This window comes from Streptosporangium sp. 'caverna', assembly GCF_003203775.1.
GTDB classification, from domain to species: domain Bacteria; phylum Actinomycetota; class Actinomycetes; order Streptosporangiales; family Streptosporangiaceae; genus Streptosporangium; species Streptosporangium subroseum.
Map to the genome: position 1 here is coordinate 4,351,421 of NZ_CP029711.1, position 16,465 is coordinate 4,367,885.

The 16,465-nt window shown below is 68.4% G+C and carries 13 protein-coding genes; 3 read left to right on the forward strand and 10 right to left on the reverse strand.

Annotation, left to right across the window (positions count from 1 at the left end):
* The first annotated feature begins 11 nt into the window (after positions 1 to 11).
* The gene (locus DKM19_RS19160) at positions 12 to 1,613 is read left to right on the forward strand and encodes an ABC transporter substrate-binding protein (RefSeq protein ID WP_110697056.1); all 1,602 of its coding nucleotides are present in this window, start codon (positions 12 to 14) and stop codon (positions 1,611 to 1,613) included.
* Between the two features lie 105 nt (positions 1,614 to 1,718).
* Here DKM19_RS19160 and DKM19_RS19165 read toward each other — a convergent pair whose 3' ends face one another.
* The 3 genes from DKM19_RS19165 to DKM19_RS19175 all read right to left on the reverse strand — a co-directional run bounded on the left by DKM19_RS19165 (position 1,719) and on the right by DKM19_RS19175 (position 4,317).
* Complete coding sequence (locus DKM19_RS19165; RefSeq protein WP_110697057.1) at positions 1,719 to 2,627, reverse strand: SDR family oxidoreductase; 909 nt, start codon at positions 2,625 to 2,627, stop codon at positions 1,719 to 1,721.
* Positions 2,624 to 3,232, reverse strand: coding sequence for a TetR/AcrR family transcriptional regulator (locus DKM19_RS19170; RefSeq protein ID WP_110697058.1), 609 nt, complete (start codon positions 3,230 to 3,232; stop codon positions 2,624 to 2,626). Before DKM19_RS19170 ends, DKM19_RS19165 begins: the two co-directional genes overlap by 4 nt.
* A 242-nt stretch (positions 3,233 to 3,474) precedes the next feature.
* The gene (locus tag DKM19_RS19175) at positions 3,475 to 4,317 is read right to left on the reverse strand and encodes a LysR family transcriptional regulator (RefSeq protein WP_110697059.1); all 843 of its coding nucleotides are present in this window, start codon (positions 4,315 to 4,317) and stop codon (positions 3,475 to 3,477) included.
* Positions 4,318 to 4,389: 72 nt separating this feature from the next.
* Here DKM19_RS19175 and DKM19_RS19180 point away from each other — a divergent pair, with 72 nt between their 5' ends.
* A complete protein-coding gene (locus tag DKM19_RS19180) occupies positions 4,390 to 5,610 on the forward strand; it encodes an MFS transporter (protein WP_110697060.1) in 1,221 nt (406 codons plus the stop codon).
* 55 nt (positions 5,611 to 5,665) lie between these two features.
* Here the strand turns inward: DKM19_RS19180 and DKM19_RS19185 are convergent, their stop codons facing one another.
* The 4 genes from DKM19_RS19185 to DKM19_RS19200 all read right to left on the reverse strand — a co-directional run bounded on the left by DKM19_RS19185 (position 5,666) and on the right by DKM19_RS19200 (position 9,721).
* Positions 5,666 to 5,947, reverse strand: coding sequence for a helix-hairpin-helix domain-containing protein (locus DKM19_RS19185; protein WP_204358864.1), 282 nt, complete (start codon positions 5,945 to 5,947; stop codon positions 5,666 to 5,668).
* A 288-nt stretch (positions 5,948 to 6,235) separates the two neighbouring features.
* Complete coding sequence (gene efeO, locus DKM19_RS19190) at positions 6,236 to 7,378, reverse strand: iron uptake system protein EfeO (RefSeq protein ID WP_110697061.1); 1,143 nt, start codon at positions 7,376 to 7,378, stop codon at positions 6,236 to 6,238.
* A 7-nt stretch (positions 7,379 to 7,385) separates the two neighbouring features.
* Positions 7,386 to 8,219, reverse strand: coding sequence for an iron uptake transporter permease EfeU (efeU, locus tag DKM19_RS19195; protein WP_110705807.1), 834 nt, complete (start codon positions 8,217 to 8,219; stop codon positions 7,386 to 7,388).
* Positions 8,220 to 8,434: 215 nt separating this feature from the next.
* Positions 8,435 to 9,721 carry an endonuclease Q family protein gene (locus DKM19_RS19200; protein WP_110705808.1) on the reverse strand — a complete coding sequence of 429 codons (1,287 nt, stop codon included), beginning with the start codon at positions 9,719 to 9,721 and terminating at the stop codon, positions 8,435 to 8,437.
* A gap of 1,795 nt (positions 9,722 to 11,516) precedes the next feature.
* On the opposite strand from DKM19_RS19200, the gene DKM19_RS19205 reads away from it, so the two are divergent.
* Positions 11,517 to 13,328 (forward strand): M14 family metallopeptidase, encoded by a 1,812-nt coding sequence (locus DKM19_RS19205; protein WP_204358866.1) that lies wholly within the window; start codon positions 11,517 to 11,519, stop codon positions 13,326 to 13,328.
* Between the two features lie 218 nt (positions 13,329 to 13,546).
* Here DKM19_RS19205 and DKM19_RS19210 read toward each other — a convergent pair whose 3' ends face one another.
* The 3 genes from DKM19_RS19210 to hpaD form a co-directional block, all read right to left on the reverse strand.
* Positions 13,547 to 14,350 carry an HpcH/HpaI aldolase/citrate lyase family protein gene (locus DKM19_RS19210; protein WP_110697062.1) on the reverse strand — a complete coding sequence of 268 codons (804 nt, stop codon included), beginning with the start codon at positions 14,348 to 14,350 and terminating at the stop codon, positions 13,547 to 13,549.
* Entirely contained in the window at positions 14,335 to 15,120 is a 786-nt protein-coding gene (gene hpaH / locus DKM19_RS19215; RefSeq protein ID WP_110697063.1) for a 2-oxo-hept-4-ene-1,7-dioate hydratase, read from the reverse strand. The genes DKM19_RS19210 and hpaH overlap by 16 nt, the downstream gene beginning before the upstream one ends.
* A 161-nt stretch (positions 15,121 to 15,281) precedes the next feature.
* A complete protein-coding gene (gene hpaD, locus DKM19_RS19220) occupies positions 15,282 to 16,442 on the reverse strand; it encodes a 3,4-dihydroxyphenylacetate 2,3-dioxygenase (RefSeq protein ID WP_110705810.1) in 1,161 nt (386 codons plus the stop codon).
* Positions 16,443 to 16,465: the final 23 nt, after the last annotated feature.

Below are 16,465 nucleotides of genomic sequence, written 5' to 3' on the forward strand. Positions count from 1 at the left end.
AGGAGATCTCCATGACCAACAATCCGGGCCCGGGCCTGCCGCGGCGATCCTTCCTGCGGCGCGCCGGCCTCCTCGGGCTCGCCGTGGCCGGCGCCGGCAGCGCCGGCAGCCTGCTCGCGGCCTGCGCCCCGAGCGCCTCCTCGACCGCGGCGGGCGGATCGTCCGGCTCGGCGCCGAAGGCGGGCGGCATCCTGAAGGCCGCGCTCACCGGTGAGCCCGACAGCCTCGACCCCGCGGTGTCCTCGGTCTACACCGGCGCCCAGGTGTATGACGGCATCTTCAGCAAGCTGCTCGACATCGGCCCCAACGGGGACCTCGTCGCGCGGCTGGCCACCAGGTGGACGTCCCAGGACGCCAAGACGTGGACCTTCGACCTCGTCGACAACGCGTACTTCCACAACGGCGAGAAGTTCACCGGCAACGACGTCAAGTACACTTTCGAGCGGATCCTCGACCCCAAGACCGCGAGCGCCTACGCCCCGCTGTACGCGCCCATCGACGCCGTCGAGGTCGTCTCGCCCACGCAGGTGACGTTCCATCTGAAGGCGTCGTTTGGACCGTTCCTCACCAACCTCGCCAACAACGGCGAGATCGTCAACCAGAAGGCGATCGAGTCCAAGGACCCGGCCCGCAACCCGGTCGGCACCGGGCCCTTCCAGTTCGTCGAGTGGGTCCAGGGTGACCACATCACCCTGAAGAAGTGGGACAAGTACTTCCGCAGCGGGCGCCCCTACCTGGACGAGGTCGACTTCCGGTTCCTGCTGGTCGACCAGAGCCGCGTCGACGCCCTGTCGGCGGGGGAGATCAACTGGGCCGACGCCGTGCCCCTGCAGCAGCTGCCCACGCTGAGCAAGGACCCTCGCTTCAGCTACGAGACCAGCCCCGTGGCCGGCATCCCCGACTTCCTGGCGATGAACGTCGCCAAGGCGCCCTTCGACAAAAAAGAGGTGCGCCAGGCCATCGCCTGGGCCGTCGACCGCAAGGCGATCCGCCAGATCGCCTACTTCGGATCGGGCGAGGTCGGCGTGCAGGAGATCGCCAGCGGCTCGCCGTGGTTCGACGGCGTCGACCCCTACGCCGCCGGGCCCGACCTCGCCAAGGCCAAGCAGCTGCTCGCCGACGCCGGCTACCCGAACGGCCTGACGATCCGCTATCTCGGCCTGCCGCAGTATCCGGAGCTGCTGAAGACCGGCGAGATCGTCGCCGAGCAGCTCAAGCAGATCGGCATCACGATGCAGATCGAGCAGGTCGACGTCTCGGTCTGGTTCGACCGGTACTCCAAGGGCGACTACGAGATCAGCAGCGCCTACCAGGAGCGCACCATCGACCCGGACAACTTCTACTCCCTCGTGGTGAAGACCGGCGGCTCCATCAACGCGATGAAGTACTCCAACCCGAAGGTCGACCAGCTCATCGACAAGGCCGCCGAGTCCACCGACATGGAGACCCGCAAGGGGCTCTACAGCCAGATCCGGGCGATCGTCCAGGACGAATGTCCTCTGATCTTCATCCACTACGAGACGCTGAACTATCTGATGCAGAAGAACGTGACCGGCTCCACCGTGGGCTCCACGCTGGAACTAGGTCTGGAAGACGTCGCCTTCACCGGTTGAGGCGAACCCGTGGGCTGAGGCGTTCGGCGAAGCCCGTGGTGACCAGGGGGAGCGCGGCCGGGGACACCGGCGCCGCGACGGGCGGCGACCGGCTCGGGCCGTGCGTCATCGATAGTCCTCCGGGACGGCGTCGCTCTGGCGCTGGGTCGCGCCGAAGTAGCCGCCCCAGTCCGGGCGGGAGCCGTCGGCGTCGGTGAAGCCGTACTCCTTGGCCAGCTGCCAGGTCGCCAGCGACTGCCCGCTCCAGCGGTCCACCGTCGGGTCGGCGGCGAGTGCGGCCACCGCGCGGCCGAGGTAGACGGGTGTCTCCGACATCGCGAAGTAGGGATCGGTGGCGATGCCGTCCCGCCAGGTGTCCTCGGTGACGCCGAAGTGGTCGAGCATCGCCTCCGACCGGAGGAATCCGGGGGTGAGCGCGACGGCGGTGACGCCGTGCGGTCGCAGGTCGCCCGCCTGCGCCTGCGCCATCCGGATGACGCCGGCCTTGGCCAGGTCGTAGAAGAAGGTGCCCCGGTAACCCTGGTCGGCGGTGCCGTCGGTGACCTCCACGACCAGGCCGCGGCGGCGGGCCACCAGCAACGGCAGGGCGTGCCAGCTGGTGATGATGTGCGTGTGCACCGCCTGCCGCTGCAGCAGCAGGCCGTCCTCGAGCGGCTGCTCCCACAGCGGCTTGTCCCACACCGTCAGCGGATCTCCGCCCCAGACGTTGTTGACCAGGATGTCGAGCCTGCCGTGCTGCTCGGCGTCGATCCGCGCCACCAGCTCGCGGACCCGATCGACGTCCAGGTGGTCGGTGGGCACCGAGATGCCGTGGCCGCCGGCGGCGGTGACCAGTTCGGCGGTCTCCTCGATGGTCTCGGGGCGGTTCATCGGTGATCGCGAGGCCGTCGTGCTGCGGCCGGTGACGTACACGGTCGCCCCGGCCGCACCGAGCTGGACCGCTATCCCCCGGCCCCCGCCACGGGTGGCTCCGCTCACGAGGGCGACCTGTCCCGTCAGTGGTCTGTCTGTCACTGGTCCTCCTTGTTGCACCGGTACGGTTCGAGCAGGGTGCTCAGGTCACGGCGGAGCGCCTCGGCGAGTGGTTGCGATCGGGTCATCGCCCAGGTGATCTGGGTGCCGTTGCGGATGGAGTCGACGGCGGCGGCGAGCGCGTCGACGTCGGCGCTCGCCACCAGGTGCCCGAGCGTCACCGCCGCCCGCAGGTAATCGGCCAGCTCGGCGCGGACCGCCGCGTCGTGTTCGCCCAGGAGCGCGCGGAACTCGGGGTCGGCCAGCTCCAGGTGAAGGAACGCCAGGTTGTTGGCGAACTCCTCCGGCTCCGTGTCGGGCCCCGCGCTGCGCACCACCGCTCGGATCAGCCCCTCGACGGAGTCGGGAGCCGTCTCGAACGCGGCCCGCATCGGCCGGATGAACGCCTTCTCCGACAGACCCCATCGGACGAATCCGAGCAGCAGCTCACGCTTGCTGCCGTACCGCCCGACGAGCACACCCGTCGACACTCCGGCTTCCCGCGCGACGTCGGCCAGGGTCAACCGGCTCGGCCCCACCCGCCCGACCGCCGCGGCGAGCGCGGCCATGATGCGCTCCTCGCTGATCGTGCGCGGTCGTCCCGCCATGATCCCTCCCCATTAAATAATGAACAGTCATTATTTATAGCACGCGACAGCGACCCCATCTGCGGCCATCCGCCGGCCCGCGAACGCCGCCGGGCGGGTCACGCCTGGGCGGCGCGGCGGTAAGCAGGTCGGGGAGATCCACCGCCGGTGGCGGGAAGAGGACGCGGAGAGAGAAGGGCAGCACGCCGTGACGGCTGAGACCTCCGCCCCGGCAGCCGGCGGAGACCGGCTCAGGGGTGCGGCTAGATCATCCGCCGCAGGGCGGTCTCCACGGCGTCGATGAGCGCGTCACCTTCGGTACCGGGGTGGCGGGCAAGACCGAGCTCGACATCCGGCAGAGCGGGCAACGCGGTCTCGTCGTGGCAGGCCATGGCCGGCTCGAGGTTGGCGGGCAGGAGCGCCGCGACTCCGAGCCCGGCCCGTAGCGCGGCGAGCACTCCGGCGAGACTGTTGCTTTCGAACGCCACCCGCCAGCGGCGCCCCGTGCCTTCCATCGTTTCCAGCACCGACGTTCGCCAGGCGCACGTGTTCGAGAACAGCACCACCGGCAGCGGATCGGCGTCGGTGGCGACACCCTGCCCGACCGCCCAGACCAGCGGCAGACGCACCGTCCAGCGTGGCGGCCAGGGAAGATCCGAGACCTCGTCGAGCACGAGTTGGACACGGCCCGTGTCGTAGGCCTCCCGCATCGCCGCGCTGGAAAGACTGAGCACCTCCAGCGTCGCGCCGGGGTGCAGTCGCGCGAGGTCGGCGAGTGCCTGAGCAAGACGGGAAGCGGCGAGATCTTCGAGGAGTCCCACCCCGCAGTGCCCGGTGAGCGCACGTCCTGTTTCGGCGAGTGCCTGCGCCGACAGCGCGAGAATGCGCTCGGCGTAGGGCAGCAGTTCCTCGCCCGCCCTGGTCGGTGAGACGCCGGACGGCGCCCGGTGCAGCAGCGGACTGCCGACGGCCCTCTCAAGCTTGCGCAACTGCTGGCTGAGCGCGGGCTGGGTGCGGCCGAGCGCCGCCGCCGCACGGCTGATGCTGCCCGCTCGCACGGCGGTGACGAACGACCGCAGCAGTGCGGTCTCGAGGTCAGGGGCCATAAGTGTTCATTATGCCTGGTCCAACGAATTGACGGCTTCCTATGGCATTCATAATGATTTAGCGTCAAATCGGTGACCAGATTTCGAGAGGTGCTCGCGGTACCGGGGATGACGCCACTGCTGGGCATTTCGCTGCTCGCGCGTACCGCGATCACGGCGGACGCGATGGCGTTGACGATGTACGTCGTCATCGCCCTCGACATGAGTTACGCGGCGGCGGGAGCCGTGGTGGCGTCGCTCACCGCCGGTGTCGCGCTGGGCGGGCCGCTGCTGGGCCGGATGATCGACCGGCGGGGCCTGCGTACCGTACTGCTGGCCACGGTTGTGTCGCAGCTCGTGTTCTGGCTGACCGTGCCGGTGCTGCCGTACGTGATCCTGCTGTGCGCCTCCTTCACCGCCGGTCTGCTGATGGTGCCGATCCAATCGGTCACCAGGCAGGCGATCGCCGCGATGACGACGGCAGGGCAGCGGCGGGCGGCGTTCGCGCTGGAGTCGGTGGCGGGCGAGCTGTCGTACATGGTGGGGCCGGCGGTGGTGATCCTGTGCGCGGCGAAGGCGTCCCCCGGCGTGGTGGCATGGGGAGTGGGCGCCGCGATCGTCGTCGGCGGGGCAGGGATCGCCCTGCTCAACCCGCCGCTGCGGTCCGGGGACGAGACGGACGGCGAGGCGGCGGCCCGGCCCCGGCGCCGGGAGTGGCTGGGAGCGCGCATGGTCGCTGTTCTGACGATGGGGTTCGGTGTCGCGATGCTGCTCAGCGGCGTCGACCTGGCCATCGTCGCCACTCTTCGAGAAGCCGGCCAGGTCTCGTGGGCGGCCGTGGTCATCGCCGTGTTCGGGGTGACGTCCGTCGTGGGCGGCCTGGTGTACGGAGCGCTGACCCGGCCGATGCCCACCTGGCTGCTGCTCGGCCTGCTCGGGCTGGTGACGATTCCGGCCGGACTCGCCCATGACTGGCCCTGGCTGTGTGTGGCCGTCATCGGTGCCGGGCTGCTCACCGCACCGACCCTTTCCACGGTCTCCGACGCGGTGAGCCGGCTGACGCCGGCCGGCGTGCGAGGTGAGGCGACCGGCCTGCAGGCCTCGGCGGCGAGCGCGGGGTTCGCGCTCGGCGCCCCGGTCGTGGGGGTGGCGATCGACGCGTCCGTGCCGGCGGGCGGCTTCGCGGCGGCCGGCCTGGCCGGCCTGCTCGCCGCACTGACGGGATACCTGCTCTCGCGCCGGTCACCCGCGCCGTCCCCGTCGACCTCGTCGCAGGCACTTGAGCCCTGCGACGCCGTCGCGCCGGCCCCATGACGTCAGCCCGGTACGGCTTGGGCGTACGGCGCCGGTGACAAGCCGGGTACGGCCGTCAGTGGTTCCGCTCGGCCAGCAGCCGTTTACGCTCGGGGGTGTAGTGCCACCACGGGCGGGCGGGCCGCCCTTCGGCCTGGTCCACGGCGGACATGACGGTGTCGAGCAGGCACGGGTCGAGCCGCTCGCCGAAGGCGGCCGACATCCGCTCGTACAGCTCGATCGGATCCTGGTGCGCCAGCTGCGCGATCCTGGTGATGCCGATGCGTTCGAAGTAGCCGGCCACGGATCGGCCGACGTTGACCAGCTCCGTGAGGTCCGATCCTTCACCTGAGGTCACCGGGACCCCTCCTCGTCGTCTCTTTCCAGCCGGTCTGCTCGGGCACCCCCCGAGCACGAGAACAGCACCGGGTCGTCGGCTCCGGTCTCGGAGAGGCGGCCGATCTCCCTCTCGCATGTGGCCGCCGGCCACCACATTCTGGTCGTCAGACGCCCCGGCCACGTACGCCGTCACGGCTCGGCCGCCCAGCGCGGTCCCAGCCGCTCTTTGTCATATCCCGGCTGACCCGACTGCGGAACCGGGCCGCTGCCCGCGCGCCGCCCGTACGGCGGGCGCGGGCCTCACAGCTTATTTCACGACGACGGCGGCAATCTTGCTGATCGGCTCCGCCAGCGCGTTGATCGCGTCGGACAGCTTCTTCAGCTCATCCTTGGACAGCTCGTTGTGCAGCTGCCAGCCGTCGCCCTTCTGGTGCGCGCCCAGCGCGTCCTCGGCGGCGGTGAACTTCTCGTCGAGCGTCTTGACCAGGTCGGGGGCGCGCTCCTCCAGCACCGGGCGCAGCGACTGGACGGCGGCCTTGGACCCCTGCAGGTTGGCGTCGAAGTCCCACAGGTCGGTGTGCGACCAGGTGTCCTCCTCACCGGTGATCTTCCCGGTGGCCACCTCGTCGAGCAGCTCCTTGGCACCGTTGGCCAGCTGGACGGGGGAGAGCTCCGCGGTGTTGGACTTGTCCACGATGGTCTTGACGTCGGTCATGAGCTTGTCGGCGATCGGACCGTCCTTGGAGACGTCCTTCTCGATCCACAGATCCTTTTCGATCTTGTGGTAGCCGGTCCACTCCTGACCCTCCTCAAGGTCGGCCTCGCGCGCGTCGATGGCCGGGTCGAGGTCGCCGAAGATCTCCGCGACGGGCTCGATGCGCTCCCAGTAGGTGCGCGCGACCGGGAAGAGGGCCTTGGCCTTGTCGATGTCGCCGGCCTTGACGGCGTCGACGAACTCCTGGGTCTTGACCAGCAGCGTGTCGCTCTGCGACTTGATGTAGCGCTTGTAGCTCGCGGTGGCGTCCGCCAGCTTGGCGTCGTCGGTCAACGGCGTGTGCTGGCCGCTGACCGTCAGCGGGTTGCGGATGCCCTTGCCGATCATGCCCGGCTTGCAGGCGGCCTCGTAGGTGCCGGCCGGCAGCTCGACGATGACGTCGCGGGTCAGGCCGGGCACGATGTTCTCCACCTCGCCCATCACGCGGTCACCCGGCGCGTAGACGTAGAACTCGGTGACCTTGGAACCGGCGTTGGTGATGGCGAACGTGGAGGTGCCGGCGTTCACCTCGCTGACCGCGACCTTGCACTCGGTGTCGTTCGCCGCAACGGCGATCTTGCTGTCCTTGGCGGGGCCGGGGCTCGCCGCGGTACCCGCCTGCTGGGGTTCGCTCGAGCAGGCGGACAGCGCGGCCAGGGCCAGCCCGGCGGCGACGAGAGTGATGGACGTACGCATGGTTCTCCTATTGAGCAGGGGTGGTGACGGCGGGCGCCGGGCGCTTGGACTGCGGGCGGAGGAAGAGAATCAGCGTGGGCACCGCGTAGAGGACCCAGGCGATGGTCTCCAGCACGCTCGGCTGCGGGGTGATGTTGAACATTCCGGAGACCAGGGCGCCCCACCAGGAGTCGGGGGGAAGGATGCCGCTGATGTCGAACGCCTGGGTGGTGAGGCCCGGCAGGATGTTGGCCTCCTGCAGGTCGTGCACGCCGTACTTGAAGATGCCGGCGGCGACCAGGATCAGCAGCAGTCCCGTCCAGGTGAAGAACGTGGTGAGGTTGATCTTCATCGCGCTCTTGTAGATGCCCCAGCCGAGCACGATCGAGGTGAGGATGCCCAGGCTGATGCCGATCAACGGCGTGGCACTCGTGGTCGCGCCCTGTACGGAGGCGAAGAACAGCAGTGAGGTCTCCAGGCCCTCGCGGACCACGGCCAGGAAGGCCATGACGGCCACGGCGGTCGAGCCGAGCTGGAGCGCGTCGTTGAGCTTGGTGCGCAGCTCGCCGGAGAGCGACCGGGCGGCCCGGCGCATCCAGAAGATCATCCAGGTGACGAAGACGGTGGCGAGCAGCGAGGTGATCGCGTCGAACAGCTCCTGCTGCTGGTGCCCGAGGTGAGCCGCGGTGAAGGTGAGCAGTGCGCCGAACCCGACGGAGAGCGCCACCGCGGCGATCACTCCGGCCCACACGAGGGGAAGGCGATCCTTGCGGTCGCCCTTGACCAGGAACGCGACGAGAACGGAGACCACGAGGGTGGCCTCGAGTCCCTCGCGCAGGCCGATGAGGTAACTGGCGAACACCGTCACTCCAGGGTCAATGGAAGGCTTACCTAAACTAGGGCAGGCAAACCTTACTTGATAGGACCTCAAGTTTCTTTCACGGGGTGTGTGGAGTCAAAAACGACGCGGCGTCGCCTGAGCTGGGATCTTGGTGAGTGGCCGGGCCTGGCGTGATCGTCATCCGTGCCGGTGTGACAGCGGAGCCGGGAGAGCGGTGGGCCTAGAAAGCGGCGGACCTAGAAAAGCGGCGGGGTGACGGCCGTGTCCGCCGGGATCGCCTCACCGGGCTCGAAGAGCCGGATCGCCCCGTACTCACCGTCGTATCCGGGATCCCGGACCACCTCGCCGCGGCGCAGCCGGCGGATGGCCTCGGCCAGCGGCAGGGAACGGGCCGCGATGTCGTCGACCGGCACGTCCTCCAGGATCGCCAGCTCCGGTCCCAGGGTGGCGACGAGCTCGTCGATCTCCGCGAGCACCTTCTTGCTCGTCGGTCCCACGCCGAGGACCTCGCCCACGATCTCCGGGAGGGGGACGAGGCTGCGGAAACCGGCGGCGCCGTCCGGCCGTACGCCCTTTTTACGGTCGGCCAGCTCCTCGACCCGGCTCAGCACGCCCACGGTGAGCGGTTTGCCGCAGACCGGGCAGATCCCGTCGCGCCTGCGCGTCTCCTCCGGGGTCATCCGGACGCCGCACTTGCGGTGCCCGTCCAGGTGGTATCTGCCCTCCTCGGGGAAGAACTCGACCGTCCCCTCGTGCCCGGCGCCGGTCCGCAGCGCGCGCAGGATCGCGAAGTAGTCGAGGTCGACGTCGAAGACCGTGGTCTCGCGGCCGATCCTGGGCGGCGAGTGCGCGTCGGAGTAGCTCACCATCCGGTAGCCGTCCAGGCCGGAGACCCGCCAGTTCATCTCGGGATCGCTGGACAGTCCGGTCTCCAGCGCGAAGATCTGGTCGGCCAGCTCGCCGTAGCACTCCTCGATCGTGTCGAATCCGGACTTGGAGCCGAACACGCCGAACCACGGCGTCCAGACGTGTGCCGGCACCAGGTAGGCGCCGTCGCCGCAGTCCAGGGTGATCTCCAGGAGATCGCGGGAGTCCAGGCCGAGGACGGGCCGGCCGTCCGAGCTCAGGTCGCCGACCTGCGCGAGCCTGCGGTTGAACGCCTCCGCCGCGTCGAAGTCCGGCATGTACACCAGGTGGTGGATCTTGCGGGTGCGCCCGGCGCGCCGGTAGACCGTGGAGACCTCCACCGACAGCATGAACCGCACCGGATCGGAGGCCACGCCGGGCGGCAGCTCGCGGGCGATCTCCTCGTCCAGCTCCGCGCTCAGCCGGAACAACCCGGGCTCCGCCGGCACGAGGGCCTCGCGGAGCCGGTCGAACCAGGCCGGATGCGTGAAGTCGCCGGTGCCCATCACGGTGACGCCCTTGCGCCGCGCCCACAACGTCAGATGCTCCAGGTCGCTGTTCTTGCTGCAGGCCCTGGAGTATTTCGAGTGCATGTGCAGATCGGCATGAAAGCGCACCTGTGACATTTTGTCACAGGCCGAACACGAAAGCCCTGAAGAGCGCCCGAACTCAACCCGTGGCGCCGAGCTGGGCCGCCGGCCGCCCTCCAGCGCGCGGCCGTGCCGGACTTCCCCCGACGGCAACAGATGGTCCACGCCACCGGGGCTGCGCCCAACCCATCCGCCTCCACGGCGAACGGATCACCCTGAATGCCGGAACGGGTGAGATCGTCGATGTCCACCGGACCGCCGATGAACCGACCGGCTTTCTTCTCACCGCCTGCGGCACGGAGCGCTTCGTGGGAACCTTGCGGCGCGAGTGCCTCGACCACCTGCTGATCTACGGAGAACGACACCCGGGCACGGTCTCGGCGGAGCACGAACGTCGCTACAACGGTCATCGCCCACATCGGCCCGATCCCTTCGCCCGCCCTTGTATGACCCCCGCGAAGTGATCGACAAGACGCTCCGGATCCACCGCCGAAGAACCGTCAACAGTCTGATCGGCGAGTACCGCAGGGCGGCCTGACAGCCCTGCGAACGCCCAGCTCAACGAGCATGTTCACCGTTTTGTGCACCGCGCACGCTGCCGGATAAAACTGGCGATATCAGTCTGCTTGATCGTCGTGGTTTTCTCACGCTTCACTTTCTGCTTCCTTTCTCCCACTTGCCTACAGCCATTCGGTAAACAGCCGAAGTCGAGGGGGCAGAAATTCCCTGTCGGGAATTTTCCGACCAAGGCCGATCGGACAGGTAAACCATTGGACTCATCGGCTACGCGTCCCGTCAATTGTAAAATGGGGCGTGACCGAAAGGGTTTCCCGGCGAATCTCGGTGCCGATTCGACCGTCAAATGACATTGCCCGCACGTACACAGAAAAACCGTTCACACGGCCCCCTGTCCGAGCCGTGTGACGGCGACCCGATCCACCGTCGCGGCGGGCGACTCCGGAGGCGCCCGCCGGCATCGCGGGCCAGCCCGGTCCGCAGCGGACCGGGTGTGAGCACGTCGCCCGGCGAACGCCGAGGCCATGCGGGGTCCGGGTGCCCGCCATCGCGCGGCCGGATGCCCCACCGAGCAGCGGCCAGGCTCGCCATCGCGGCTTCGGTTCCGCGGAGACGCCGCCCCGGACGCTGTGGAAGTCGCCACGAGGGCCGTGACGTTCGTATCCGTCCGCGCGGAGCCGGAATCGGCGGCGCCTGACGATGAACGGCGGCCGGCGGGGTGGTCGCGCCGGGCAGTGTGATCACGCCCATTGCCGGCCTCTCGCGCGGATCGCCTCGGCCGTGGACCGTCTGCTCCCGCCGGCCCGTCCGCCTCGGTCGCGCCGACGTCACCGACCGACGGCGGGGCCTGCCGGATGTCGTCGGCCGGTTCGCCGGTCGCCGAGCCGGCCGACACACGGCGCGAACCAGCCGAAACGCCCGAAACATGGATTGATGGACCAGTTCGCCTGATTGTGATCTTTACATGCAGAAAATGGTGAGTTACGTTGATCACTGGAATTACCCGTTGGGTGGCGCCCCCGACATAGAACGTGATTGTTATGCCTCCCTCGGCGAGGCATTCAGTGAAGTGACGACAGGAGATTTTTGCGTGGGCTCCTTCGACAATTCTTATCTATCACCAGGCGAACGAGAAGCGTCCTCTCACGATCCGGAAATTCCACATTCACAGCGAGTGGCGCGCCGCTCGCGGCGGCGTATTAAGCGCCCGCTCTCGACGCTGGCGGCCCTGCTGGTGGGTACCGCTGTCGTCATCGCCAATACGTCTATATGGGGAACGGACAGCGCCGTCGCACTCGACGACACGGTGCTGTCCTCGGCCACGGAGTACACCATCGGCCTGCAGCCGGCCGCGGACCCGGGTCCCTTCCCGGAGAGCGTCACACCGACGACTCCCACCATCACGATCGCCGGCGCGCGCGAGGGGCAGAGCACCTTCGACGTCGTCAAGTACCCCCAGGTGCAGCCGAAGCAGCCCGGGCAGATGGACTTCGACCACTTCCACACCGGGATAGAGATCCAGTGGTGGCTGAAAAAGTGGGCCCACGATCATCCTGACCTGGTCGACCTGTACGTCGTCGGGGAGAGCTTCAGCGGTCAGCCGATCTACCAGCTGACGATTACGGACAAGTCCACCGGTGCCGACACCGACAAGCCGGCCTCCTTCTTCGAGGGCAACCGGCACTCCGGTGAGACGTCCTCGGCCGAGAGCTCGCTGTGGCTCGCACACCATCTGATCACGCAGGCCGGCAGGGACGAGAAGGTCCGCAAGCTGCTCGCCGAGAAGGCCTTCTACATCCGGCCGGTCAACAACCCGGACGGGCACAACCTGTACCTCTACACCGCCCAGACGAACCGGTCGTCGGTGCGGCCGCAGGACAACGACGGCGACGGCAAGCTCGACGAGGACTCCGGCGAGGACCTCAACAAAGACGGATACCTGAGCCAGATGCGCCAGTACGTCGGCGCGGGCAAGGGAACGCACGTGATCGACGAACGTGACCCGGCCAAGACCGTCATGCTCAACGTCGGCGCCGGTAAGGGCGACTACCTCATGTTCTCCGAGGGGGTCGACAGCGACGGCGACGGTAATTCCAACGAGGACGGTATCGGCGGCCTCGACCTGCACCGCAACTACCCCTACAACTGGCACGTGATGCCGGAGAACGACGCGACAGGGCGGAACCTGACCCAGGGCGGTGCCGGCGCGTACCCGTTGTCGGAGCCGGAGACCCGCCATGTGTACACCTGGCTGATGTCGCACACGAACATCGGCGTGGTGAACAGCATGGACACGCGGGTGCCCATGCACCTGCGGGGGCCCTCGACCTGTGACCCGAAGGAGTGCATGTACACGAGCGACCGCAAGCTGTACGAGCACTTCGACAAGGCGGGCTCCGGGTTCACCGGCTACCGGTACGCCGGCAGCGTCTACATCGACTATGCCACCCGCAACGGCGGTGAGCCCGAGCCGCTGTTCGGTCACGGGCCCGACTTCGGCTACTTCCAGTACGGCGCGATCTGGTACGGCGACGAGCTGTGGAACGGCGGCGACTTCAAGGACTACGACCGCGACGACAGGTTCGCCGACTGGGAGCGGTCACGCTGGTGCGCCGAGAACGGCCGTACCGACTGCTTCCTGCCGTGGACCACGATCCAGCACCCCAAGCTGGGCAAGGTCGAGGTCGGCGGGATCAACCCCAAGTTCTGGGCGCAGAACCCGTCCGCGGATCTGATCAGTCAGTGGGCCGCGAACCAGGCGCACTTCAACCTCTACCTGTCCGAGTCGCTTCCGCAGGTGAAGCTCTCGCAGGTGAGGGTGAAGACACTCAGGGGCGGTCAGAGCGACGGTGCGACCCACGAGATCGCGGCCACCGTCACGAACACGGGACGCATCCCCACCGCGCTGGAGCAGGCGAAGGAGGTCAAGATCGTCGCCCCTGACACCGTCGAGGTCGACGGTGCGAGGGTCGTCGGTGAAACTCCCGAGTTCTACCTGGACGGCGGGAAGACACAGAAGGTGACGCTCCGGGTGACCAAGGGCGACACCGACACGGTGAAGGTGAACGCCGTCAGCGTTCGCGGCGGCCTGTCCTCCGCGACGGTACGGCTGAGCTGATCTTCTGACATCGTCCCCGTCTCACGCTCGCGTGGGGCGGGGACGATGTCGTGTCGCCGGTGCATACTCGCTCTCCGGCCATCGCCGCGATCAGCCGGGCCGGGGTTTCGTCACCTGGTGAATGCGCATCCTCGCGTGTTCGCCGCCTTCACCGTCCCGTCTTCCGGTGCCGTCCACGCTTCTCGCGTTCGGTCATGTGTGGTCTCTGTCCTTTGTGGTCAGTACGAAGCCGGTGTCGCACCGCCCGTATCGTGGATGAAGGTTGTCGCGAGGGCCTCGGAAGCACGTGCGACGAGGGCGACGTCGGCGCCGACGAGCACGAAACGTGCCCCGGCGTCCGCGTAGGCGCGTGCCACTTGCGGGTCGAAGGCGTTGACGCCAACGGGCTTCCCCGCGGCGGCGACGCCGTCGAAGGCGCGGTGAACGGCGGCGATGACGTCGGGGTGCGTCTGCTGCCCCAGGACGCCCATGGAGGCGGCGAGGTCGCTCGGGCCGACGAAGACGCCGTCGATGCCGGGGGTCGCCGCGATCGCCTCCGCGCCTGCGGCGCCCTCGGCCGTCTCGATCTGCACGAACACGGAGACGTGGTCGGCGGCGTTCCGGAGGTAGCCGTCGACGCGATTCCAGCGGGCGGAGCGGGCGAGGGCGCTCCCGACGCCGCGACGGCCCGCGGGTGGGTACTGCGCGGCCTCCGCGACGGCTCGGGCCTCGTCGGTTGTCGAGACCATCGGCACGAGGATCGTCTGGGCGCCGAGGTCGAGGACCTGCTTGATCGTCACAGGGTCGGCGGCGGGGACGCGCACGACGGGCGTGACGGGGTATGCCGAGACGGCGTACAGCTGCGCGAGCGTGGACTCGAGGCCGTTGGGGGCATGCTCCATGTCGATGAGCACCCAGTCGAGGCCCGAGCCCGCCATGATCTCGGCCATGACGGGGGAGCCGGAGCACACCCATCCGCCGAACAGCGGACGCTCGGCCGCGGCGAGACGGTCGCGGAGGGTCGGGTTCAGACGAAGCGGCATGAGATGGTCCCCATCGGTCCGTAGTCGGCCAGCACGGTGTCGCCCTTCTCAATCCATATGGGACGGGTGAAGGATCCGGCGAGGATGATCTCGCCGGCTTCCAGGCGATCGCCGTGCCGGTGCGTCTTGTTCGCGAGCCACGCGACCCCCGCCGCGGGGTGGTTCAGGACCGCGGCGGCGACGCCCGTCTCCTCGATCGTCTCGTTGCGGTAGAGGAGAGCCGAGACCCACCGCAGATCGATCGCATCGGGGCTCGTCGGATTGCCTCCGAGCACGAGCCCGCCGTAGGCGGCGTTGTCGGAGATGGTGTCGACGATCGTGCGGCCCTCGAGCTCGATGTGGGAGTTGAGCACCTCCAGGGCGGGCGTGACGTATTCGGTCGCGCGCATGACGTCGAACAGCGTGCAGTGCGGGCCCTCCAGCGGCTCCTTCAGGACGAAGGCGAGCTCGACCTCGATGCGGACGTTGGAGAACCGGTCGTGCGGGATGCGCGCGCCGTTCTCCCACACGGTGTCGTCGAACATGACGCCGTAGTCGGGCTCCGTGATGCCGGTCGCGGCCTGCATGGTACGTGAGGTGAGCCCGATCTTGCGGCCGACAAGGCGACGCCCGGCTGCGAGGTTCTTCTCTCTCCACACCCCCTGGATGGCATAGGAGTCCTCGATCGTGGCCTCGGGGAACCGCGCGGTGATGCGGGGTATGACCCCGTGCGTCCGCTCCGCCTCCGCGAGTTCCTCCGCGAGTGACGTGATGATGTCTTTCGTGAGCATGATGACTCTTCCGTGAGAAGGCGGTGCGGGAACACGCTTCCGCCTGAGAGCTCCGGGTCCTCTGCGGCGGAAGCGCGGGCGCGGGGCGTACGACTCGTTTCAGAATGATCGGCGTGCTCATCTGTCACCGACAATTCGCAAGATCATTCTGAAACGAGTTCTTAGAGCTGGTAACCCAGCTTGTACTCGCCCTGCTTGTACTCGGGCATCTCTTCGGTGTCGTCCTTGCGGGTGTACGAGAAGCCGTCGGCGCCGATCGTGACCGCCATCTCGCTCGCGTCGGTGCGGGCGACGACGGGCTGCGGATTGCCGTCGAGGTCGAGCACGGGCGAGGCCTCGGTGTACCAGCTGGGCACGACGGGGTTGCCCCACCAGTCGCGGCGCTGGTTGTCGTGCACGTCCCACGTGATGACGGGGTTGTCGGGGTCGCCCGTGTAGTAGTCCTGGGTGTAGATCTCGACGCGGTGGCCGTCGGGGTCGCGCAGGTAGAGGTAGAAGGCGTTCGAGACGCCGTGCCGGCCGGGGCCGCGCTCGATGGCGTCGGAGCGGCGCAGCGCGCCGAGCTTGTCGCAGATGGCGAGGATGTTGTGCTTCTCGTGCGTGGCGAACGCGACGTGGTGCATGCGGGGACCGTCGCCGCCCGTGGTCGCGGTGTCGTGGACGGTGGGCTTGCGGCGCATCCATGCGGCGTAGACGACGCCGTCGGAGTCCTGGATGTCCTCCGTGACGCGGAACCCGAGGTCCTGGTAGTGACGGACTGCCTTGGGCACGTCGGGCGTGACCTGGTTGAAGTGGTCGAGGCGCATGATGGCGCCGGGCGAGTGGAGATCGTAACGCCAGGCGAGGCGCTCGACGTGCTCGACGGCGTGGAAGAACTCGTACGGGAAGCCGAGCGGGTCCTCCACGCGCACGGAGTCACCGATGCCCTTGACGAAGCCGTCCTCCCGGCGCTGGACGCGGCATCCCAGCTCCGTGTAGAAGGCGACGGCCTTGTCGAGGTCCTCGGGGGTGCGGACCCGGTACGAGAACGCCGCGACGGCGGCGACGGGCCCCTTGCGCAGTACGAGGTTGTGGTGGATGAACTCCTCGATCGTGCGGAGGTAGATCGCCTCGTCGTCCTCTTCCGTGACGGTCAGGCCCAGCACGTCGACGTAGAACTCGCGGGAGGCGGCGAGGTCGGTGACGACGAGCTCCATGTAGGCGCAGCGCAGGATGTCGGGCGCCGGTGAGGAGGGCGTGGGGACGGGATTCTCCGCGTGGATGGGCACCTCCTCAGAGACGTAGAAGCCGGAGGAGGTCGGGGTACGGCCGGCGATGGTCATGTCAGCGTCCTTGCTTTCGTGAT

Excerpts from the sequence above, each read along its gene's own strand:
- DKM19_RS19160 (WP_110697056.1), top strand. The coding sequence starts at position 12 with ATGACCAACAATCCGGGCCCGGGCCTGCCGCGGCGATCCTTCCTGCGG.
- DKM19_RS19170 (WP_110697058.1), bottom strand. The coding sequence starts at position 3,232 with ATGGCGGGACGACCGCGCACGATCAGCGAGGAGCGCATCATGGCCGCG.
- DKM19_RS19175 (WP_110697059.1), bottom strand. The coding sequence starts at position 4,317 with ATGGCCCCTGACCTCGAGACCGCACTGCTGCGGTCGTTCGTCACCGCC.
- efeO (WP_110697061.1), bottom strand. The coding sequence starts at position 7,378 with ATGCGTACGTCCATCACTCTCGTCGCCGCCGGGCTGGCCCTGGCCGCG.
- DKM19_RS19210 (WP_110697062.1), bottom strand. The coding sequence starts at position 14,350 with ATGCCGCTTCGTCTGAACCCGACCCTCCGCGACCGTCTCGCCGCGGCC.
- hpaH (WP_110697063.1), bottom strand. The coding sequence starts at position 15,120 with ATGCTCACGAAAGACATCATCACGTCACTCGCGGAGGAACTCGCGGAG.
- hpaD (WP_110705810.1), bottom strand. The coding sequence starts at position 16,442 with ATGACCATCGCCGGCCGTACCCCGACCTCCTCCGGCTTCTACGTCTCT.